The organism is Chryseobacterium paludis (assembly GCF_025403485.1).
Taxonomy (GTDB): domain Bacteria; phylum Bacteroidota; class Bacteroidia; order Flavobacteriales; family Weeksellaceae; genus Chryseobacterium; species Chryseobacterium paludis.
Genome location: NZ_CP099966.1, coordinates 3110615 through 3131114, shown reverse-complemented (window position 1 = coordinate 3131114; position 20500 = coordinate 3110615). Strand labels below are relative to the sequence as shown.

Annotated in this window: 23 protein-coding genes; 2 read left to right on the top strand and 21 right to left on the bottom strand. The window is 32.6% G+C overall.

Annotated elements, in window-relative coordinates:
• Positions 1 to 94 precede the first annotated feature (94 nt).
• From NG806_RS14135 to NG806_RS14120, 4 genes are all read right to left on the bottom strand, one after another.
• The gene (locus NG806_RS14135) at positions 95 to 502 is read right to left on the bottom strand and encodes a hypothetical protein (protein ID WP_261510199.1); all 408 of its coding nucleotides are present in this window, start codon (positions 500 to 502) and stop codon (positions 95 to 97) included.
• Positions 503 to 1253: 751 nt separating this feature from the next.
• Complete coding sequence (locus tag NG806_RS14130; protein WP_261510198.1) at positions 1254 to 1577, bottom strand: helix-turn-helix domain-containing protein; 324 nt, start codon at positions 1575 to 1577, stop codon at positions 1254 to 1256.
• A 132-nt stretch (positions 1578 to 1709) separates the two neighbouring features.
• Positions 1710 to 2177: a transposase gene (locus tag NG806_RS14125; RefSeq protein WP_261510197.1), complete on the bottom strand. Its 468-nt coding sequence runs from the start codon at positions 2175 to 2177 to the stop codon at positions 1710 to 1712.
• A gap of 536 nt (positions 2178 to 2713) precedes the next feature.
• Positions 2714 to 4147 carry a LuxR C-terminal-related transcriptional regulator gene (locus NG806_RS14120; protein ID WP_261510196.1) on the bottom strand — a complete coding sequence of 478 codons (1434 nt, stop codon included), beginning with the start codon at positions 4145 to 4147 and terminating at the stop codon, positions 2714 to 2716.
• Between the two features lie 390 nt (positions 4148 to 4537).
• Here NG806_RS14120 and NG806_RS14115 point away from each other — a divergent pair, with 390 nt between their 5' ends.
• Positions 4538 to 5632, top strand: coding sequence for a hypothetical protein (locus tag NG806_RS14115; RefSeq protein ID WP_261510195.1), 1095 nt, complete (start codon positions 4538 to 4540; stop codon positions 5630 to 5632).
• A 28-nt stretch (positions 5633 to 5660) separates the two neighbouring features.
• Positions 5661 to 7673: a CRTAC1 family protein gene (locus tag NG806_RS14110; protein WP_261510194.1), complete on the top strand. Its 2013-nt coding sequence runs from the start codon at positions 5661 to 5663 to the stop codon at positions 7671 to 7673.
• Positions 7674 to 7743: 70 nt separating this feature from the next.
• On the opposite strand, the gene NG806_RS14105 is transcribed toward NG806_RS14110, so the two are convergent.
• From NG806_RS14105 to NG806_RS14025, 17 genes are all read right to left on the bottom strand, one after another.
• Positions 7744 to 8916, bottom strand: a complete 1173-nt coding sequence (locus NG806_RS14105) for a DUF2062 domain-containing protein (RefSeq protein ID WP_261510193.1) — start codon at positions 8914 to 8916, stop codon at positions 7744 to 7746.
• A gap of 4 nt (positions 8917 to 8920) precedes the next feature.
• A complete protein-coding gene (locus NG806_RS14100; RefSeq protein WP_261510192.1) occupies positions 8921 to 9406 on the bottom strand; it encodes a hypothetical protein in 486 nt (161 codons plus the stop codon).
• A complete protein-coding gene (locus NG806_RS14095; RefSeq protein WP_261510191.1) occupies positions 9403 to 9783 on the bottom strand; it encodes a 3-hydroxyacyl-ACP dehydratase in 381 nt (126 codons plus the stop codon). Before NG806_RS14095 ends, NG806_RS14100 begins: the two co-directional genes overlap by 4 nt.
• 3 nt (positions 9784 to 9786) lie before the next feature.
• Positions 9787 to 10422, bottom strand: a complete 636-nt coding sequence (locus NG806_RS14090; RefSeq protein ID WP_261510190.1) for a hypothetical protein — start codon at positions 10420 to 10422, stop codon at positions 9787 to 9789.
• Entirely contained in the window at positions 10388 to 11014 is a 627-nt protein-coding gene (locus NG806_RS14085; protein ID WP_261510189.1) for a LolA family protein, read from the bottom strand. Before NG806_RS14085 ends, NG806_RS14090 begins: the two co-directional genes overlap by 35 nt.
• Positions 11007 to 11762 (bottom strand): polysaccharide deacetylase family protein, encoded by a 756-nt coding sequence (locus NG806_RS14080; RefSeq protein ID WP_261510188.1) that lies wholly within the window; start codon positions 11760 to 11762, stop codon positions 11007 to 11009. The genes NG806_RS14085 and NG806_RS14080 overlap by 8 nt, the downstream gene beginning before the upstream one ends.
• Positions 11763 to 11861: 99 nt before the next feature.
• Positions 11862 to 12923 (bottom strand): beta-ketoacyl synthase N-terminal-like domain-containing protein, encoded by a 1062-nt coding sequence (locus tag NG806_RS14075; protein WP_261510187.1) that lies wholly within the window; start codon positions 12921 to 12923, stop codon positions 11862 to 11864.
• The gene (locus NG806_RS14070) at positions 12920 to 14119 is read right to left on the bottom strand and encodes a beta-ketoacyl-[acyl-carrier-protein] synthase family protein (RefSeq protein WP_261510186.1); all 1200 of its coding nucleotides are present in this window, start codon (positions 14117 to 14119) and stop codon (positions 12920 to 12922) included. Before NG806_RS14070 ends, NG806_RS14075 begins: the two co-directional genes overlap by 4 nt.
• A gap of 3 nt (positions 14120 to 14122) precedes the next feature.
• Entirely contained in the window at positions 14123 to 14380 is a 258-nt protein-coding gene (locus tag NG806_RS14065; RefSeq protein ID WP_261510185.1) for a phosphopantetheine-binding protein, read from the bottom strand.
• An 87-nt stretch (positions 14381 to 14467) separates the two neighbouring features.
• Positions 14468 to 15007 (bottom strand): 3-oxoacyl-ACP synthase, encoded by a 540-nt coding sequence (locus NG806_RS14060; protein ID WP_261510184.1) that lies wholly within the window; start codon positions 15005 to 15007, stop codon positions 14468 to 14470.
• Between the two features lie 11 nt (positions 15008 to 15018).
• Positions 15019 to 16152: a beta-ketoacyl synthase N-terminal-like domain-containing protein gene (locus NG806_RS14055; protein WP_261510183.1), complete on the bottom strand. Its 1134-nt coding sequence runs from the start codon at positions 16150 to 16152 to the stop codon at positions 15019 to 15021.
• Positions 16149 to 16577 carry an acyl-CoA thioesterase gene (locus NG806_RS14050; protein ID WP_261510182.1) on the bottom strand — a complete coding sequence of 143 codons (429 nt, stop codon included), beginning with the start codon at positions 16575 to 16577 and terminating at the stop codon, positions 16149 to 16151. Before NG806_RS14050 ends, NG806_RS14055 begins: the two co-directional genes overlap by 4 nt.
• Positions 16567 to 17835 carry an ABC transporter permease gene (locus NG806_RS14045; RefSeq protein ID WP_261510181.1) on the bottom strand — a complete coding sequence of 423 codons (1269 nt, stop codon included), beginning with the start codon at positions 17833 to 17835 and terminating at the stop codon, positions 16567 to 16569. The genes NG806_RS14050 and NG806_RS14045 overlap by 11 nt, the downstream gene beginning before the upstream one ends.
• Entirely contained in the window at positions 17822 to 18580 is a 759-nt protein-coding gene (locus NG806_RS14040) for an ABC transporter ATP-binding protein (protein WP_261510180.1), read from the bottom strand. The genes NG806_RS14045 and NG806_RS14040 overlap by 14 nt, the downstream gene beginning before the upstream one ends.
• 1 nt (position 18581) lies before the next feature.
• Positions 18582 to 19577, bottom strand: a complete 996-nt coding sequence (locus tag NG806_RS14035) for a BtrH N-terminal domain-containing protein (RefSeq protein ID WP_261510179.1) — start codon at positions 19575 to 19577, stop codon at positions 18582 to 18584.
• A 63-nt stretch (positions 19578 to 19640) separates the two neighbouring features.
• Positions 19641 to 20045, bottom strand: coding sequence for a helix-turn-helix domain-containing protein (locus NG806_RS14030; protein WP_261510178.1), 405 nt, complete (start codon positions 20043 to 20045; stop codon positions 19641 to 19643).
• Between the two features lie 11 nt (positions 20046 to 20056).
• Positions 20057 to 20497, bottom strand: coding sequence for an ABC transporter permease (locus tag NG806_RS14025; protein WP_261510177.1), 441 nt, complete (start codon positions 20495 to 20497; stop codon positions 20057 to 20059).
• Positions 20498 to 20500 lie beyond the last annotated feature (3 nt).

The following is a 20500-nucleotide window of genomic DNA, read 5'->3' as shown; positions in this document are numbered from 1 at the left end:
AGAAAACTATCTGTATTATGCAAAAGAGATTATAACAGAATAATGTTATAATCTCTCTTAAAAAAATCTATTATGAAGGTGCTTATTATTACTTCTATAGACTATATATTATTTTTTTAGATCTCGTTAGAGTATAATTGTCTTTATCTTTAATAAGTGTGAGTCCTCCTTTTTTATAAACGGTTGTGTTTTTATATGATGTTGTTCTGGAAAGTATGACACTTCCTTTAGATGTAGGGAGAAAGATTTCGGCTTTTTTATGGTCTTCACTGAAAACTACAGCTGCATTTGATGTATAACTTCCTTTAGGATTAGCTTCTTTTAACAGTACCTTTTGTTCAAAAAGTCTGATACAATCTTTTTTGATTTGTGAGTATGTATAACCTGCTGAGCCTATGCAGCCATGCTTATCTCTATCTGAACCTAGTGCTTTTGGACCAACTTCTTGGGCATAACTAAAAGAAGCAAGTAATATTGTCATTACTAAAATTTGTTTTTTCATACGTGTGAATTTATAAATTATTGATATTGTAAAATTTTCTAATTGTAATTTATTTCCAGCAACTCAAAAGGAGTTACTGTCATATTTAGACCTTAGAAATTTCTTTAAGAATGATCAATGAAGGATTAAAAAAAGAGCCAAAAACAATTTATTATGTTTAATGAATTTGTATGTTGTAACATCTTATTATGATTGAATTTGTGTTTTTAAAGGAATTTGTGTTGTCAAAAAATCCATTTTATCATAAAAGCAATGTGTTTTTGGCCTAATTTTTTTAATTATTTGTAATTGATCATTATTGTAATTAACCTGTGTTTTTAGTGGTGCAAAAATATTTCCATTTATAAGTTTTGCAAAAAAAATATATACAACATAGGTACAACACAAGTACATCGACCCTTGTTCAGCACTGTGTAGGCCTTGTTTTTCTAATTTGATTTCATTGAGCAATCACGTCTTTAGCCTACCGTTTTTAGATGGTAATTTTCTCTTTATTAAGTATTTTGTATCTTGTTTATCATTCTAATAAATAAAAAGAAGGGAACATTAATTCATTTTTTAAATTTATTTTCATTCATATTGTTCCTTCATCAGACTTTTTATTTGAATAAATATTATGTTGTTTTTGATTCAATTTTTGTTTTTTTAGAGAAAAAATAAGTATCAAACTTAGTTTGATACTTATTATAATTGTTCAATTATTTATTAATCTATGGTTGAAGGTATTTTTTGATTTAATGTTTCGTTTTTTTCATAAAAACAGTTTTTTCCAATAGGCTATAGTGGTACGGCTTAACCCGAATTGTATTGCCATCTGGGTGTTATTCAGGTTGTGCTTTTTCTGATAGTCAAGGATCATAAGAATATCGGATTTATTGTAGGAACGAAACCTTTTATTCTGTGATTCAGATACCAGGTTTTCTTTTCCGAAAATTTTTTTGTTGAGTTCTATTACGTCCAGAACAGTTAATTTTTTTTTATTTAAAATACTCATGCAATCCAATATTTTGTCAGGAAACTTCTCATTAAGAATATCTTCATATATTTTTTTATAGTTTACTGATTTTGATTTCATCTGTTTTTTTATTAATAATTCGAACATCTTGTTACTACCGAATACAATACGTAAAATTTACCTGTGGTAAACCATTTGATATAGGTCGTGAATCTTAACTAAAGAATTTGCATCCTTCTACAAGTAGATCCATTATTTGAGTTTATTTTTAATTATAAGTTCATTAGGTTGTTCGTTAGTATATTTTTCAATCCATTTATATAGGGTAGTTTTCGGTATTCTATACTGTTCTATCACTTGAGCTTTACTTTTCTTTCCTTTTTTTATCATTTCTAATATGGAGTCTATAATTTCCTTTGTATAGATGTTTTTGCGAAACTCTGGAAGAGAAGATTTTTTATTTATCTGGTTGTTATAACTTGCATTTTCCTGTGGTGCGTACAATATCAGATGTTGGCTGTAAAATCTGAAAAAATCATAGTCTAAAAGCTTACTCCATTTTAAAAGGACTTCTGCGTCCAGGCTTTTTGAACTAAACATTACATGGATTTCGTTTTCTTTGCATTTAAAATAATTACAAAGGCGAGATATCTCTATGTTTCTTTCTATAACCTTTGTTTCAACTGTTTTTCCGATATGAATATTTTTAAAATTGTGCATACGCTTTTATTTTAATGCTAGTATTTTTTCAAAATAAAGTACTGTTAAATATTATCATTATTGTTTGTATTTTCCCGCTTGTATTTATATTTTCCTATTACTTAATAGATTAAATGAAAAGAAAGATTTTATATTTTATGACTTTATCTTCACATTAAAATCTCCGACAGTTCATTATATCCATTTTATTATGGGTTGATATCCAAATAGTTTTAATTTTTGGACATTAAAGTTTTTGGGGTATTGTTATATATGCAAATGTATTTACATGGATAAATACTGCAAAAAAAAGTGTACAACAGAGATACAACGTAAATACATCAATGATGAAAAAAGTGTTATAAAAATGATCTTAAGTCCAACTTCAAGTGTCTTTGACAAATTTTAGGTCTATTTATCTCAAATTAATTCTTTGCATGAAGTAGATAACTTAAAAAAGCTATTATACTTTCCAGCTAGAGCTTTTCAACTATTAACTAATTAATAGCTTGTAAATTTTACTTCAGTTTCTATGTAATAATTAAGTAGCTGATAAACTAGGTTAAAGTTTTAAAGAAATTATATAAATTAACATCAGAAGAAATATTGAGTTTTTTCCTTAATCTTCCTTTTTTAATCTGTACTGACCGATGTTGCATAAATGAAAAATCAGCAATATCTTTTGAAGAAAGACCCAGTAGGATCATTCCACATAATGATAATTCTGATCTTGTCAGTTGAGAATTATGTTTGAAAAGGTTTTGAAAGAATGTAGGATGGGTCTCCTCAAATCTATTGAGAAACTTAATATCATTATTTTTTGCCAGACTAAGCAACTCAGTAAAATATTCATCAGGTATGGTGCTCCTTATTTCTGAGGTTTTTTCTTCCGATATAGGAACAGAAGAATCTTTATTTTTTTGTTTTTTAGGGTATTTGAAAAATAAGATAATAATTACTCCCAGAATAGAAAGAAATATGATAAGATAGAGTGTAGAGTGTTTAGTAATCGAAGAGTTATTATTTTCTATTGCTTCGCTCGTTGAAATGTCTATTGCTTCATTTCCGGATTTATTTAAGCTGTCATTCAGTTGATTATATTTTGTTAAATACTCATTCTCTTTTTCAAATTGATTAAGTTTTTTATACGTTAATGCAACTTTTTGATAGACTTCAGGCAGTTTATTAATTCTTCTTGTCTTCTTTAAGATTACAAGAGATTTCTCATAAAACTCTAAAGCCTTTGTATAATCTTTTTGTTTAAAACACAATTCAGCATAATAAAAGTAAATAATACCAGGTCGGGTTGTTAAATTATCTTTCTTTTTTAATAGTATGAGTGCATTATTAATATAAAATGAAGCGGAATCCAGATTATTGGTCTGTCGTAGATGATAATTACCTATTAACGCACTATTAAGAGCAGAAGGATCTACATCAAATCCTTTATGATAGTAGATGAAGGCAGAATCTTTATTTTTATCAAGCAGAAAATCAGCTCTCTGGTCATATATATTCCCTAACAGCCATCCTTTTTCATCTAATTTGTTACCATAATAGATCGCTTTAGAATTGTACTTTAAAGCGGTTGATATCAATCCTATGACATAATTCATTTGCCCATATTCATGGTATAATCTGGTATAGACAAAGTCATCGTTGATTCTGAAAGCTATTTTTTCAGCTAATTTTAAATAATGTTGGCTTAATTTATAATTTCCAATGGTTCCAAAAATATTTGAAAGATTTATATATGCTAAAGCTTCTCCTTTTTTATAATTTTCTTCTTTTGAAACTTTGATTATTTCATTATTCACAGATATGACCTCTTCCTTTTTTCCCTCTAATCTAAGTCTGTCACTTTTGTTTAAAGCAAGGTTTATGTAAGTAATATTATTCTTTTTATTACAACCGTTCAGAAAAACTAAAACTGAAATTATTAAAAGCCACTGAAATAATCCCTTATATTTTACCTTTAACAATAGACACATGCCATAATTTTAATATTTTTTATCATAAAATTGCAAAAATGAAGCCAACTAAATTCATTGTACGCCTTACTGGAAACGATATTTATACTACAAAGAACTTATTTCTCTAGTCTGTTACTAATTTACAAAATAATTCTAATTTATGTTAAAAATAAACTGAAAAGGTTAAATATTATAATCTACTTTTAATATGCTTTTTTAATATTTATTTATTTTTTAACATTTTTTTATAATTGCTTTTTTTAGATCTTCGTGTATGTTTTGTTGGTAAATTCATCTTATTTGGTAGGTTTTGTTGTTTTATTTTAATTGATTTGCTTTTTTAGATGCAAAATATTTGGCGATATATCGCTTTATTATTTATATTCGTTATCTAAAATTATTGAATGAATGAAAAAAATCTACTTTTTATCTCTCTTATGTTTAATTGTACTATTTTCTTGTAAAAATGATGATAGAATAGAAGGAGTACCGGGCGAAAGTTCTTTTGTTAATTTTGATATTAATGCAGTTCCTTATGCTAAATTATCTACCTATTCTTTCTTCACCGGAGACTTAAAAAATTTAACCCCATCTAATAAGGTAATACCTTATGAACCTGCGAGCTCACTTTTCACGGATTACGCTTTAAAAAAGAGATTTATCTGGATGCCCGATGGAGTAAAAGCTACTTTCGATGCGGACGATAAGACACTGAACTTTCCTGTGGGAACTGTTTTAATAAAAAGTTTTTATTATAATACAGTACAGCCCAACAATACAACGAAGATACTTGAAACTCGACTAATGATTAGAAAATCAAGTGGCTGGGTGTTTGCGGAATACTTGTGGAATGATGACCAGACTGAAGCTAATTTAGTTACGGGAACTGATTTTACAAGTGGTAGCTCTAAAAATTTAACCTTCAAAAAAGAAAATAATGACGTCATGACAATTGATTACAGAATACCATCTGAGTCAGAATGTTATGCTTGCCATAAATTAGATAATAAACCAATTCCTATTGGTGTGAAGCCGCAAAATCTTAATACAGCCTATAGCTACTCCGGCGGAGTTAAAAATCAACTGCAAAAATTAGTGGATGAAGGTTATTTGGTTAGCTATCCCTCTAATATTGTTTCCACCGTTAATTATAAAGATACGAGCAAGCCTATAGACATCCGATTACGGTCCTATTTAGATGCCAATTGTGCGCACTGTCATCAGCAGAATGCACGTTGTGATTATCGTGCTATCAGATTAAGCTTTAGTAAAACAACAAACTTAACAAATATGGGTGTTTGTGTATTGGCTGATGAACCTATCGATGCGTCACTACAAAAAATTATAACTCCCGGAAACCACAATAAATCGGTTATGAGTTTTAGACTCAATTCTGTAAATGAAAGCAACAGAATGCCCTTATTAGGAAGAACTATAGTACATGATGAGGGAGTGGCACTCCTAAATCAGTGGATTAATTCCCTGAATCAAAACTGTCCGTAAAATTAATAACAACTAAAATGAAGAAAATATGAGAAAAAATTTATCCTTTTTTGTTTTATTATTCAATATAACATGGGGAATAGCACAATTAACGTGTGCTTCTGCAGTGAACCTTACCCTTGGAACACATACTGCACCGAGTATTACTGGGACGGCTCCTACCACAGCATGCTCTTTAGGAAGCCCTGGAACTGCAGGATTATGGTACAAATATATCCCTGTCCAAGATAAGACCATTACCGTTTCTACAGTAATTGCAGGACAAAATACAGATACGAGGCTGATGGTATATAAAGGAAGTTGTGGAGCATTAACCTGTGTAACAGCGAATGATGATTTTTCAGGAAATTCGTCACAGGTTTCTTTTACAGCATTGGCAGGAACTACATATTATATTGTCTTTGATAACAGATGGTCTAGCTCAGGTTTTAATTTTACAGTAGTTGAAACAGCACCTGTGATCAATAGACTTTCGTTTACAGCCCTACCAGTAAGTGTAGCGGGAAACTTTAATCACTGTATAGTTGATATGAATGGCGATTATTTGGATGATATTGTATCTGTTGTAAATAATACCCAAATGGTGATCTCCTATCAACAATCGGGAGGTGGATTTAGTAATGTTACTTATACAATTCCCAATACGGTAGTACAACCTACCTGGAGTATTGCTGCCGGAGATTATGATAATAATGGTTTTAATGATCTGATCTATGGTTCAGGGAGTGGAATTGCTTTTGTAAAAGCTAATGCTGATGGAACAGGATATACTTCTGATAGAAAACCTCAGTCATTTTTAACACAGCGTACAAACTTTATAGATATTAATAAAGATGGCAAACTAGATGCTTTTGTATGTGATGACAATGCCCCAAACAGATTTTATATAAATGATGGGACGAATATGAACCATAATCAGGGAGGATTAGGCGATTTTCCTTCAGGAGGAAACTACGGCTCTATCTGGATCGATTATGATAATGATGGAGATATGGATATGTATATTGCAAAATGCAGTGGTGGGGGCTCTGGGCCTGGTGGAAATATAGATGAATTGCTTAGGAATAATGGTAATGGAACTTTCACGAATGTTGCTGTTGCTGCAAATATGGCCAACCCGACGCAGACATGGTCTTCAGCTTGGGGAGATTTTAATAATGACGGTTGGATGGACGCTGTCGTAGGAATAAATTCAATTGCTAATGGTCTCAGTAAAGTAATGAAAAATAATGGCAATGGAACTTTTACAGATGTTTCTATAGGTTCGGGATATGATGTTGTTAATAGCTTAAGCAGAGAATACGTTGCGTACGATTTTGATAATGACGGATTTCTTGACGTTCTGGGGGCAGGTAATACAATTATGTTTGGCGATGGAGGATTTAAATTTACTCCCAATCTTACTCCCTATAGTTTAGATTATGATAACAGACCAATTGGAGACCTTAATAACGATGGTTTTTTAGATATCCAAAATGGCAATACGGTTATGATGAACGATGGAAACACCAATAAATGGCTAAAGGTAACATTACAAGGAACTCAGAGTAACAGAAATGGAATTGGTACAAGAGTAGAGATCTATGGTGCCTGGGGAAAACAAATTCGTGATGTACAAAGTGGTGTAGGATTCCAGAATATGAATACATTGAATACCCATTTCGGAATTGGTCAGGCAAGTGCCATTACGAAAGTCGTTATAAAATGGCCTTCAGGTTTGGTTGATACCCTATATAATGTGACACCCAATACAACATTGCATGTTGTTGAAGGAACACATCTGGGTGTAAAAGAAGTTCAGAATACAGAGGATTTATTTACTGTTTATCCAAATCCAAGTGAAGATATGATCAACTTTAAATCTAAAAATGATTTTAGCCCGGTAGAGGCAAAATTGTACGAATTAAGTGGTAGAATTGCTTTACAGACAAAGGTAGAAAGAAATTCAATTTCAATTAAACAATTAACTTCAGGTGTTTACATACTTGTTTTAATTGATAAGAATGGTAAAACATATTCTCAGAAAGTGACGAAAAAATAGAAGATGATCAGTTAATAATAACTATTTACTGCAAGGTCGAAAGGCTTTGCAGTTTTTTTTGATTAAAGAATTAGTCTTTTTCCGGATCAAATTTATTCAAGAAAAGGAAAACAGCTACTCCTGAAAGCACAGACATTGTTGTCGCTAAAATGATACTTCCGATCACATATTGAAGCAGATTATTCTTTATTAAATCAAAATTTAATTCCTGATTTAGGATATTACTGTCTCCATGCACAAAAGGGGCTCCTATAAATAATGAAGCTGCAATAATAAATGGAATAAAAGGTGGTAAACTAACATTAGATGCAACGAAGGCTAATACCTTGTTCAATTTAAAAAGAACAGACAGTGAAATAACCAATAGGGTCTGAAATCCCCAAAAAGGAGATAGTCCTATAAAAACACCCATTGCAACAGAAAATGCCTTAATACGATTGGTGCCCGCACTCTCCAGAACATCCTCTTTGATGAATCTTTTAAAACTTTTCTTTCTGAAATTATTGATAAAGTTTCTTGGTATAATATATATTAAAGTGATGCTGACAAGAATAGTGTTTAAGATACTTATTCTTGTGAAATCCTTAAAGGGTCTGAAATGTGAAACCCTTTCTGCTGGATCATACAATACCTTAACGGGAACGTTTTTAACGGGAATGTTTCTCCAGGCTGATCTGACTATGATCTCAATTTCAAATTCAAATTTTGGGGTAAAATATTTTTTAGGAATTTTGAGCAAAGGATACAAACGATATCCAGATTGGGTATCTTCTAATTTAATGCCTGTTTCAAACCAAAACCAAAAATTAGAGAAACGATTTCCAAAACTGCTTTTCTTTGGAATACCGTTCTGAGACATATTTCGATTACCGATCAATAAAACATCTTCCTTCTCATTCATTAGGGCTTCAACAAAAACCGGAATATCATCAGGGTAATGTTGCCCATCAGAATCTATGGTTATAGCATAACGATAGCCTAATTGTTTTGCCTTTCTGAATCCTGTTTTTAAACCATTTCCTTTTCCTTTGTTTTCTTGTAATGAGATGATCGTGATCTCGGGATAACTGTTTAATATTTGAGTCGTAGAGTCGGTAGAGCCGTCGTTAACGACAATAATATCAGGGGTATAGCCCAATACTCCATCAATAACTCTGTTTAGAGTTTTTTCATTGTTGTATGTGGGAATTAAAATACAAATTTTCTTTTCGGAAATTGCATTTTGTACTTCAGGAAGGGTCATTGTTTTATTTTAGCGAAGCTTTTTCTGCAGAGGTAAAAGTTTTAGACTGTGCTGCAAATTTCTGAACATAGCTTTTTAAAGCCGAACTTTGTTTGCTGTAGTTGCTCAAAATGAATGCTTTATCATCTTTTAAACTGGAATGATATCCAACGATTTTAGGAATGTTTTCCTGAACACTTAAGCGGATCACTCTTAATTCAATGTTATTAGGATTACTTTTTATAATACTTTCAAGACTTGTTGCCCCTGTTTTTACAAATGATTTCCTCTTTCCTTTTTCCGTGGTTACTTTAGCTGCCATGATTTGTGCTGCTGCTTTATAACCAGAAATGATAGGATCTGATGAAGACTGTTTTTCAGCCACACTGATGAAAGCCTGTATATTGGCGTTGGATTGATTTGCTTTCGCATAGCTATTTCTTAAGGCCTCTAAATCTGAAGATTGAAAGAAAAAAAGAAAAGCTGTTACCAATGATAAGATCAGTTTCATAAAGTTTGTCTTTTATAATTAACTGACATTTTTAATGCAATTGTCTCGCCAAATAAAGTTGTATTTTTTACTTTAACCTCGTCTTCGGTTTCATTGATGTCCAATTGTACCATCAGATCTGGAGTTTCAAACGGATTAATGATCGCCATAAACTTCACATTGGAAGCCGTTTTTAAAAATAATTTTAAACCCGTAAACTCTTCAGTAAGTTCCTTTACAATCTGCATCATACATACTCCGGGAGTTACCGGATTTCCTGGAAAATGGCCTTTGAAAATATCGTGATCCTTGTTTAACGTAATGTTTGCAATGAAACTTCCGTTTTCAGCTTTCTCGTAAGATTGTAAGGTGTAAAAGTCTGTAAGAATGGTCTGCATTTTTTACTCGGTTTCTGTTATTTGAAATAGCTTTATATTGATCTTAAAATCTTTGTGTTGAAGATTTATACTATCCGCGAATATATGTTTTTTTGCCTCAAAACTAAAATCGATTTTTGGTTTATTATTCTTAGTAAACATGATCTGACTGAGTAAACCATTTTCTTTATTAAAGAACAGATAATACTTTTTATCATCCGTCTGAGAAAGATAAATCCTTGAATTGGTATTTTCGAAACTTTCACTTACAGGATATTTCTGTTTCAAAAGTTGCTGGAAATCATTTCGTAAAAAATTTTTAACGATTTTTTTATCTAAATCAGGAATGATATAATTAATCTTGAAATCCTGATCAGAGATTTCAAAATCGATAAGTTTATTTCCAAAATCTGAAGTTAATGCAACACGGTGCTTTGTTTTACTTATTTTTTTAACAATCAAAATTCCACTGATATGGTTCTTATAAATATCGATCTGACATTTATAGACGTAATCTTCTTTAGAAGAAAAGTATAAGTTTTCAATTTCTTTCTCGGAATTAGGAATCGTTTTTACATCTGTAAGCTGATAGGTTTTACAGGATATAAACAATAAAAAAAGAATACTATAGAGAAAACTCTGAAGCAGAAATCGGCGCATTGATCTTCGTGTTTTTGAAAACAATATTCGTAGTATCCCCAGATGCTTCCAACATATTAACCTGTGCAACAGTAGATTCGTTTTTAGGGAAATACAGCTCGATCTGTCTGATATATTTTAATAACTGAGCAGATTTGGGAGTAAACTTCGCGATATTATAATTGGTACTTTTAAAGTAAGTTACTGTAAATTCAGGATCAGTAAACATTTTTCCGTTAGAGCTGCCTACAATTAATTTATTGATTTTTTCGAAAGTTTTACTTTTTGCATCAACAGAGGATTTCTTTCCCTGATCATTGATAAAGATTTTATTTTCTTTAAAAACAATACTGTACTGATAAGGCTTTGTATATTTCCAGCTAAGCATATTCGGAGATTTTAGAGACATTTTACCATAAGTAACAATGTTTTTATCTAAAAAGTCCATTTTTTTTGTTTGTGTAAAATCACTCTGCAATGTTTTGATTTGCTGAGTTTCTGAAGATACTTTCGTTACAAATGCTTTTGCCTCAGATCCTGTCATTGCCGTATTTTGTGCAAAAAAGAAACTGGAAACTAATAAAAATGCTCCGAAAGCAATATGTTTAATCATTTTTCTTTGATTTTATAATTGAATCGATGGTAAAAGTTGAATACTTTTTATCCTTCAAAAATAGCAATAAATCTACCAAAACGTTATAAGTCTTTTCAGAAGTATCATGGAGAAGAATAATGCCACCGGGTTTTATTTTTCCAGTAATTCTTTTGTAGATCTTCTTTTTGTCATCAATCACCGTATCTAAAGAGCGGATATTCCATCCAATACTTTTTTTACCAGTTCTTTTGATAGCCTTTGCTATTGATGGGTTGGTAACTCCAAATGGAGGCCTATATAAATAGGTCATCCTATTTCCCGCCAAAGCAATTGCTTCATCACACTTTTTGATCTCTTCGATCATTTTTACAGTAGATAAAAACCCCGTTGAATTAGAATGTGAGTAGGTGTGATTTCCAATACAATGGCCTTCAGCAATAATTCTTTGAAAGGTTTCTGGGTATTTTTCAATCTGTTTTCCAATGCAGAAAAAAGTCGCTTTTATCTGATGTTCCTGAAGTAAATCTAAAAATCTGGGAGTGAATTCTGTCGGTCCGTCATCAAAAGTAAGAGCAATTTCTTTTATTCTTGTTCTTTTATGGGTAATGCTGTTTACGAAATATCCTAATTGAATATCAAATGACCCCCAGACAACAACAGCCGAAAAAGCCAGGAAACAAAATATATAGACCCAGAAACTCCCGTGAAACGCATATATAAACACATTACAGAAAAGATAAAATAGGATAAATGGATAATGTTTCACCTTTTATATTTTTAGATTTGTATTTTATATTGATGTTATTCAGAGTGAAACGTGAAATCTAGATTAATCTTTGAATATCAATTTTGTGTTTCAGCCAGACTAAACTTTTCCCAATAGTACCAAACTGTGATCGTCTCCTAAAAGATGATTGTATAAGAGGATATTTTTAATATGATCTTTTTTTACCGGTTGAATCTTCATTACTTCCGGAATATGTTGATTTTTGAGGATATGGCAAGCCATAAATGTCGAAAAACCACTGGCCGTATTAAATTCTCCACTCAAATGTTTATAATATAATAATGCAGATTCTGGAAATACATCCATTGCTTTTTTATAATAAATATCTGATTTCTGATCTCCACTGAGTCCAAGAATAACAGCATCAATATCTTTATGGGTTAAGTTATTTTTCGTCAGAAAGTTTTCAATAAATCGTTGAACCTCATTTTCCTCTAAGGTATTAATAATTTGAATGTCCTTAACCTGAGCATATGAATTTTCCGTCTGGTTTTTACCAATAACAAAAAAGCTAGAACCTTCACCCCAGATTACACCTTGAGTTTGTGAGTTTAAAAAATCGAGAGGTAGATCCTCAGTTTTCTTAATGATGTTATGGAGTTTATAAAGCTCCATCGTTCTTTCCGTCTGTTCATCCGTAGAACCTACTAAAACATTTTCTGCTTCATCATCCAGTATTTGGAGTTTAGCGTCCAAAAGAGAAAATTCTAAGGATGAAGAAGTATTCACATAAGTGAAATTATAAGCATGGCATTGCAGAGCTAAAGCAATTTGGCCCGCGACTGTATTATGAGTTGATTGAATAAAATAGGTAGGTGTTAAAAACTCTTCCTGATTGTCGATCACGTTTTTTAAAAACTTTTCAGAATCCTGGGAGCACCCCATCCCTGTACCTACAATGATAGCATCTGGCTTTTCAATTCCAGCCTCTTTTAATGCGTGCTGAGAAGCTACTGAGCTCATCTTTACTGTTTTAGACATTCTCCTGATCATAGCAGGAGGAATGAACTCTTTGTAATTGGGTTCAATTGTTTTTACAATCTGAGTTGAATTTTCAGGTTTCAGATTATAGAAAAAATTTTCGTTTAAAGTATCCTGAACAGAAATACATGAAGCACTATTGATGTAAACTACTTTCATGATTTTGAGAAGATTAAGGTTGAACAGTTTCCTCCAAACCCAAATGAATTGGACAGCACATGATCGATGTTTTTCTTCTTAAGCTCTGTGACCGGAGTTAAATCAAATTCTTCCATTTTATTTTTGAAGTTCAAATTTGGAAAAATAAGGCTGTGTTGCATAGCCAGAATAGAATACACGGCCTCAATTCCTGCAGCGGCAGCCAGGGTATGCCCTGTGAATGCCTTTGTAGAACTAAATTCAGGGACGTTTCCTTCTCCAAAAATCCGGATCATAGCAATTCCTTCTGACAGGTCATTATTGGGGGTTGCCGTTCCATGAACATTAATATAATCAATCTGTTCTTGTTGAAGTTTGGAAACATGTAATGCCTGTTGCATTGCTAAGTATGCTCCCTGTCCATTTTCTGAAGACGCGGTTTGATGATGAGCATCATTTGCATTTCCATATCCGGAAAGGTAAGCCAGCACTTTTTTATTTTCCTTTTTTACTAATTCGTCGGATTCCAGTACCAGAAAAGCGGCAGCCTCACCTAAATTTAATCCTTTTCTATTTTGATCGAAAGGAGTGTTATAGGAATCAGTGAGGATCATCAGGGTATTAAATCCGTTCAGAGTAAACTTTGAAAGTGAATCTGTTCCACCGACAATCACCCGATCCAAAACCCCATTTTTAATAAGTTTTGCTCCCATCATAATCGCGTTAGCTGCCGAAGAGCAAGCTGTACTGATGGTAGAAACCATTCCTTTCAGACCCAGAAAGTCTGCAATTGCTAATGAGGAATTTCCTGCATCATGAGAATCGATATATTTTTGCTTTTCAGGAAAGTCTTCGTAGTTATAGAAATATTTTTCGGTGATATCCATTCCTCCTACACTTGTGGAAGAGATGAAACCTGTTTTGTAGGCATTAATATCTGAAATCCCAGCACTTTCTACAGCTTCTTTTGCAGCAACCATTCCTAATAAAGAGGTTCTTGTTACATTGTTGTCTTCATTTAATTGAAGCTGTTGTACAAGTTCTTCATTAGAACGTTTTATTTCACCCGTTTTTATTTTTCCGGCATGACGGGTCTCAAATAACTGAATATCTGAAATACCATGCTTACCAGATTGTAAAGAGGTGAAATTTTCTTCTACATTGTTACCGATAGAAGAAATAATGCCCATTCCTGTTATGGCAATTTTATGACCCATTAATTATTTTGTTCTGTTTTCTTCGATGAATTTTGCCATCGTATCGATCGATTGAAAAATTTCTTTTCCTTTCTTTGGATCAGCTAATTTTATTCCGTAGTCTTTGTCAAGAAGAACAATCAGCTCTAAAGCATCAATAGAGTCCAGTCCTAATCCCCCTCCAAATAATGGATCTGTGTCTTTGATTTCCTCCACTGAAATGTCTTCAAGGTTAAGAACTTCTATGATTTTGTGTTTTAATTCTGATTTTAAATTTTCCATAATATATTAATTGTAGTGTAGAATGCACCAATTCGTATTTTCTTTATTGGATTGTTACATTGCTAGACTGTTACATTTTTATTTTTTTCACAAGGTTAGCAAATATACAAAAGCTTTATAACTTTCCTGATATAGTTCTACCCAGCCACATAATACCTTTTCTGCCTTTTTAGTCTGTAAGATTTGGGTGGCATAATCGGTTAAAAATTTTTCGTCAAATTCGTCCAAAACAAAAAAAGCATTTTCAGTTTGCATTTGATGTCTGATACTTATCTCCCCTACGCAGATATTGGGTAGCGTATAAACAAAAACAGCCGGACTTGGAAAGTAGTTATTCTCAGAGTTAATGCTGTCCTGATATTTAAAATCAGTATCTAGGCTGGAGGATTTATTAGCAAAAACCAATGCAGTACCATTGTTGTCCCGATCTTTCAACAGCATTTCAGCAGACAAAAAAGCCAATTTGCTTAAGGAGTCCATTTTATGAAATTTGGGATAATTCATATCAAGACTTTTATAAGCTTCTTTTGCAAACTCCTGGAATGCTGTATCCCTGCTTTCAAAAATAATATTTCCGTTAACCGTGATGGTTGAATTTTCTATAGTACAAGTAGCGTCTTTCTTCATTTTTTCCGGGTTTAACATTTTTCTAAGACAATTGCTGCATTACAACCTCCAAAGCCAGACGCCGTTTTCAAAATATATTTGATGGTTGCAGGTTGCTTTTCTTCTATAATATTCAAAGGTAGGGAAACTCCCATTTCTTCAAAATTTTTAGACGGAATCAGAATGCTGTGTTGAGCACTCTCCATAGAAATAATGCTTTCTAATAAACCGGACGCCCCTAAGCAATGTCCATAGAATCCTTTCATACTATTTAAAGGTGTATTCTGTAATCCCATTCTGTTAAATGCAATAGCCTCCATTTCATCATTATATAATGTTGCCGTTCCATGTGCAGAAATAAAGTCAATGTCGTTTGCACTCACTTTAGCTTCTGTCATTGCATTTTTAATACTTGCATACAATCCGTCTCCAGTTCTTGATGGGCCAGAAATATGATTGGCATCATTGATAGCAGAATCTCCTGTAACTTTAAACCTAAATTTTTCGTTTTCAGTTTTCTCTCCTGTAATATAAGCTGCAGCTGTTGCTTCACCAATATTTATTCCGTTACGGTTTTTATCATATGGTTTGCAAGGTTCTGCTCCTATAGCCTGAAAAGAATTGAAACCTGAAATTACAAATTCAGTGATTTCATCTCCAGCGATGACAAAAGCATCTTTATATTTCCCAGCTTGAATTAAATTTTTAGCAACAGCAAGAGCCATTACTCCGGAAACACAAGCGTTAGAAACTACAATGGGTTTAGTTTTAAATCCAAAAAAATCAGCAATTTTTTGCGCTAATGCAGAAAGGAAAACTCCTTCCGGTAAAGAAGATTGATTTTTCAGTAAACTGATATTCCCCTTTGTAGTAGACAAAATAAAAGCAGTATCATGTGTAATGTTATGTTTTTCAACCAAAGGTTTTAGGCATAACAAAAACATTTTTTCTAATCTCGTAAAATTTTGATCGGAAAAGTTCTTATTAAATGCTTCTTCTAATTTTTCTGTATCTAGTATTGAAGCATAAAAAGCCTCCTGATTTTTAATAATTTTGTGCAGTGCTACTCCAGATTGGTTTTGTAGTAGAGCATTCCAATTATCCGTTACATTCATTCCAAGTGGAGTGACACAGTTATAGTCTGTAATATAGATTTCTTTCATCATAAAAGTCCCATTTTATCCTTCCAGTTCTGAAAAAACACTGGATTATACAGACATAAATTCCCATCAGAATCTAAAAACACCTGAATGGTCTCACCACTGCAAACCAGTTTATTTTCATGGTTAAACAATTCATATTTGAAAATTAATTTTGCTGCAACTGAATTAACGAAGGTAGTTTCGATCCTGAAAGTTTCTCCATATTTTAAAGGTAGAAAATGCTCACAAGTACTTTTGACGATAGGAGTTAAGTAACCCGCTTCCTGAATATCCAGATAAGACAGTCCATGTTCTCTTCCAAATGCTTCTCTTCCATCCTCAAAATAGACAATATAATGCCCGTGCCAGACAATTCCTAAAGGATCTGTTTCATTGAATCTTACTCTGATTTCCTCAGAAACGCTAATGTTTTTTTCTTTAGACTGCATTTTGTTTCCTTTCGTAAAAAATAGAAATTGTGACCATTGCGATATAAAATAAAAATAATAAAATGAGTTCTTTAGCTATATCAGTAACTCCACTATTTCTTAGAATAATATCATAATAAGCATTTAATCCCCAGTTCATAGGGGAGAACTTTGCAACATGCTGCATGAATTCAGGCATCAGAAAAACAGGAACCCAAATTCCTCCTATGGCCGCTAATACGACAACAGAAGTGGCGCCAAAAGGGGCAGACTGTTCCTGAGTGTTGGCAATTGTTCCCAATAAAACACCAAAACCAATAGCTGCCAATCCAGCAAATAATGTTACAATAATAAGATGAAACATTTTTCCTGAAACATCAAAAGCCGGCAGATCCATATAAGGGAAAAGATACATTCCAACTGCTACCATGAGTAAGAACTGTATCATACAGATGATAAGGTAAGTGCATGTTTTGCCCAAAATATGAATGTAATAGGGAGTAGGACTCACTCTGGCTCTTACGCTTGTGCCCTGGCTTTTTTCTTTAACTAAATTAATAGAAAGAGGAACTACAATGAAGAAGATTGCAAAAAGTGTCCAGGCAGGAACATTATGCTGAACAGAATTCGGAATGATTTCGACATTTCCTTTTGAGGGTGTGATTTCCTTAAAGCTGATCAGATTTTGGTTTTCCGCCATGTTTTCGGTGGTTCCTAATTGATCCTGAAAAGCTTTGTATATCTTTTTGTTTTCAATCTCAAAAACCATTTTATTTACAGAATTCATTACTGAGTTTTTGAAACCCGCATTGGTAGCTGGATCAAAATACAAATGAATTTCTTTAGCTTTTGAAACGTGTTTTTTAATAGATGCAGAATCCGCTTCTAATCCAAAAGAGCTGACAATGGTCTGAACCTTAGATTCGATATTGGAATTTAGATCTTTTGTTAAGTTTTTAGGAATAACAATAGCCATCTGATACTTTCCTGAAAAAACGGCATCCTGAGCAGATTTTTCATCGTAATTCGTTAGTAACTGGAAAGTTTTACTGTTTTCAAGCTCCTTTTTTATATTTTGGGAAACTTCAGATTTATCCTGATCAATGAAAATAATAGGGATTTTTGAACCTTCAAGATTTTTAAATGTAGAATCCTGAATTAAGGTGATTGTTACAATCAACAATAAAGGCATTACAAAAATAATGACGATACCTCCGATATCTCTTTTTAATAAAAGAATTTCTTTTACAAAGCTTCGCCACAATTTATACAACAACATCTCTTAATTCTTTTCCGGTTAATGAAATAAAAACATCTTCCAGGTTTTCAGCACTGGATATTTGTGATACGAGTTCTTCCGGGGTTCCGACAGCGTGGATTTTCCCTTTATCTATAATCGCAATCTTTGTACAAAATTCTTCCGCTTCAGAAAGGTGATGGGAAGTGTAAATAATGCAGGTTCCATTTTTATTGAGTTCCTGAAGGAAATCGATGATTACTTTTTTAGACTGAACATCAACACCCACTGTTGGTTCATCCAGGAAAAGTACTTTTGGATTGTGTAGAGTTCCGGCAATAAGATTGCAACGACGCTTCATTCCTCCCGAAAATTGCTCTACTTTTTTATCTGCAAACTTTGACAAACCCATTAATTCTAATGATTCATCAATGGCTTTATGAAGTTTTTTATGTTTTAAACCATATAAACTTCCGAAAAACATCAGATTTTCTTTAGCCGTAAGAGTAGGATAAAGTGCATATTCCTGTGGAACAATACCAATAATCTGTTTTATTTTAAAGCTGTCTTTTTGAGGAGATAGACCATTGATTTTAAATTGCCCTGATGTTGGTTTTATCAATCCTGAAAGCATAGAAATCAAAGTTGTCTTACCAGCTCCGTTTGGCCCTAATATTCCGTAGATCTCATTTTTTTCAATATTCAATGAGATGTCATTTACAGAAAATTCTTCTGCATGCTTATACTTTTTATATAGATTTTTAATCTCAATAATATGGTCTGCCATGTTAGATCGCTTTTCTTAATTTTTTATAGAAAGCTTCTTCCAGGTCCGCAATATGTAGCATTGATTTTGAAAGCTCCTGATAAATATTGCTTTTCGAATTTCTGTTCTTATAAACCCGGGCAATATCCACTGCAAAGTCACGCCAAAGATCTCCGATTGCAGTAATTTCTTTTGAGAGTTCCCTTAATTGATCGTTTTTAAGAATCTCTGCTGCTTCCTGCAAAAATGCACCATAAATAAACCTGAAACCTCCGCCTCCGGTTCCTATCTCTTCCTGCATTCTTATTAACTGTCCCAGATAGTGATTGGTAACTTTCGTTCCTTTTTTATCGGCCCATTTTGGAATGCTTTTCGCCACCCATCTCATGGCCCTTACTCCAATAAGAGGAACGGGAGCAAGCATATTTTTACAGGTATCTTTTATTCCTTTTTTTATCGCCTCTTCTACATTTATGTTTTCAGGAATATAAACAGGGTAGTACATATGACCTTTTGGAGGTAATGCCCCTTTCGCATATCTTACTTTTTCAAGCTCTGCCTCAGAAAGGGTCGTTACATAATTCATAACAGGATCACTGATTAAGAACTTCCCATCCTCTTTTCCATAAACTACCAGATTATGAGCATTGAAATGGAATTTGTACTCTTCCGGAAAATAAGTGAGATTAAAAACCCCAACCTGAAGTCCGGTGGGAATATTATTTTGTAAGTTCTTTTCTAATGCTAATTGTGCATCTTTAGGATTAGAAAACTTTTGTCTTTTAATTTTAATACCCAATCTTTTTGCTGCCTTACTGAAAATAGCTCCGGGCATTGGGCGATAGCTAAAACCAGGTGCAAAATTTACTTTTAAGAAAGGCAAATACACAAAAAATAACCCTGAACCTATTCCAAAAATCATAGGTTCACTTAGTTTTATACCTTTGTAGAGTAATAAATTAGAGGCAACACCGTTTTCGCAATGGGCAGTTTGATGGTGTTCAAAATTCAATTTCATCTGTACATTTTTTACGATTTCTTGGTCAGATGGAATTACACATAAAGTTTATGCTTCATTTCATTATTTTCCATCGAAATTCTTTAATTCCGATACTGTGATTTCAAATGCATCAGCATATTTTTTCAGCACAGTATCACTTAGTGTTTTAAATACTTTTGGTTTAGTATGTCTTTTTACCCGCCATTGCCATATTCCAACGTAGGCAGAAAGTACACTCAGGTCCATTTTATTTAATTCCATAAAATAAATAATAGGACTTGCTATTTGATCAGCAACATTTTGTCTGGCTTCTTCTATTCTCTCATTAATGAGAGCCATAGATTCGTCTAAAGCCAATTTCTTCGCTTCCCAGCCAATGCTGTTGGCTGTTGTATAATTATCATTTTCATCAGTAACATATACTACCTCGGTCATGTTCGCTGATTTCAGATTACTTTCATCTTGTGGGAGATCTTGCTTTTTCATCCTTTACTTTATTATTGTACTTTTTGAATAAACAAATTGATTTCAGCTCTTATCAATAATTCGTCATTATTATAAGTTTCACAAAAAATATTACAAATGTTTTCATATTGAGAAATAAGTGATGCTTTTGAGATAATGGTATCACCTACTTTCGGTAATGAAAAAATTTCAATCTTTTTGATGTTCGTTATAAAACCAATCACCTTTGTTTCTGGATCCGGACCTTCAAAAAAACTTTGTCCGACAATAGATGAACAGGTTTGTGCTGAATTTTCAATTAATCCGGCTTCTACAAATTCATTATTATGAACAAAAATATTATCTGTTGTTATTTGAAAGGAAGTAATGACGTTCTCTTTGGTCAACTCCAAAATGTAATCTACCATAAGCATTGGCTCACGATGAGGTAAAAAATGATGGATATTGATGATGTTTTCTTCCTTAATTTTCATTAA

Bases quoted from the DNA above. Each gene is read 5' to 3' on its own strand.
- NG806_RS14125 (WP_261510197.1), bottom strand. From the start codon at position 2,177: ATGCACAATTTTAAAAATATTCATATCGGAAAAACAGTTGAAACAAAG.
- NG806_RS14120 (WP_261510196.1), bottom strand. From the start codon at position 4,147: ATGTGTCTATTGTTAAAGGTAAAATATAAGGGATTATTTCAGTGGCTT.
- NG806_RS14025 (WP_261510177.1), bottom strand. From the start codon at position 20,497: ATGAAAATTAAGGAAGAAAACATCATCAATATCCATCATTTTTTACCT.
- NG806_RS14085 (WP_261510189.1), bottom strand. From the start codon at position 11,014: ATGATTAAACATATTGCTTTCGGAGCATTTTTATTAGTTTCCAGTTTC.
- NG806_RS14130 (WP_261510198.1), bottom strand. From the start codon at position 1,577: ATGAAATCAAAATCAGTAAACTATAAAAAAATATATGAAGATATTCTT.
- NG806_RS14105 (WP_261510193.1), bottom strand. From the start codon at position 8,916: ATGACCCTTCCTGAAGTACAAAATGCAATTTCCGAAAAGAAAATTTGT.
- NG806_RS14095 (WP_261510191.1), bottom strand. From the start codon at position 9,783: ATGCAGACCATTCTTACAGACTTTTACACCTTACAATCTTACGAGAAA.
- NG806_RS14070 (WP_261510186.1), bottom strand. From the start codon at position 14,119: ATGGGTCATAAAATTGCCATAACAGGAATGGGCATTATTTCTTCTATC.
- NG806_RS14100 (WP_261510192.1), bottom strand. From the start codon at position 9,406: ATGAAACTGATCTTATCATTGGTAACAGCTTTTCTTTTTTTCTTTCAA.
- NG806_RS14065 (WP_261510185.1), bottom strand. From the start codon at position 14,380: ATGGAAAATTTAAAATCAGAATTAAAACACAAAATCATAGAAGTTCTT.
- NG806_RS14030 (WP_261510178.1), bottom strand. From the start codon at position 20,045: ATGAAAAAGCAAGATCTCCCACAAGATGAAAGTAATCTGAAATCAGCG.
- NG806_RS14090 (WP_261510190.1), bottom strand. From the start codon at position 10,422: ATGCGCCGATTTCTGCTTCAGAGTTTTCTCTATAGTATTCTTTTTTTA.
- NG806_RS14060 (WP_261510184.1), bottom strand. From the start codon at position 15,007: ATGAAGAAAGACGCTACTTGTACTATAGAAAATTCAACCATCACGGTT.
- NG806_RS14035 (WP_261510179.1), bottom strand. From the start codon at position 19,577: ATGAAATTGAATTTTGAACACCATCAAACTGCCCATTGCGAAAACGGT.
- NG806_RS14135 (WP_261510199.1), bottom strand. From the start codon at position 502: ATGAAAAAACAAATTTTAGTAATGACAATATTACTTGCTTCTTTTAGT.
- NG806_RS14110 (WP_261510194.1), top strand. From the start codon at position 5,661: ATGAGAAAAAATTTATCCTTTTTTGTTTTATTATTCAATATAACATGG.
- NG806_RS14115 (WP_261510195.1), top strand. From the start codon at position 4,538: ATGAAAAAAATCTACTTTTTATCTCTCTTATGTTTAATTGTACTATTT.
- NG806_RS14055 (WP_261510183.1), bottom strand. From the start codon at position 16,152: ATGATGAAAGAAATCTATATTACAGACTATAACTGTGTCACTCCACTT.
- NG806_RS14040 (WP_261510180.1), bottom strand. From the start codon at position 18,580: ATGGCAGACCATATTATTGAGATTAAAAATCTATATAAAAAGTATAAG.
- NG806_RS14045 (WP_261510181.1), bottom strand. From the start codon at position 17,835: ATGTTGTTGTATAAATTGTGGCGAAGCTTTGTAAAAGAAATTCTTTTA.
- NG806_RS14050 (WP_261510182.1), bottom strand. From the start codon at position 16,577: ATGCAGTCTAAAGAAAAAAACATTAGCGTTTCTGAGGAAATCAGAGTA.
- NG806_RS14075 (WP_261510187.1), bottom strand. From the start codon at position 12,923: ATGAAAGTAGTTTACATCAATAGTGCTTCATGTATTTCTGTTCAGGAT.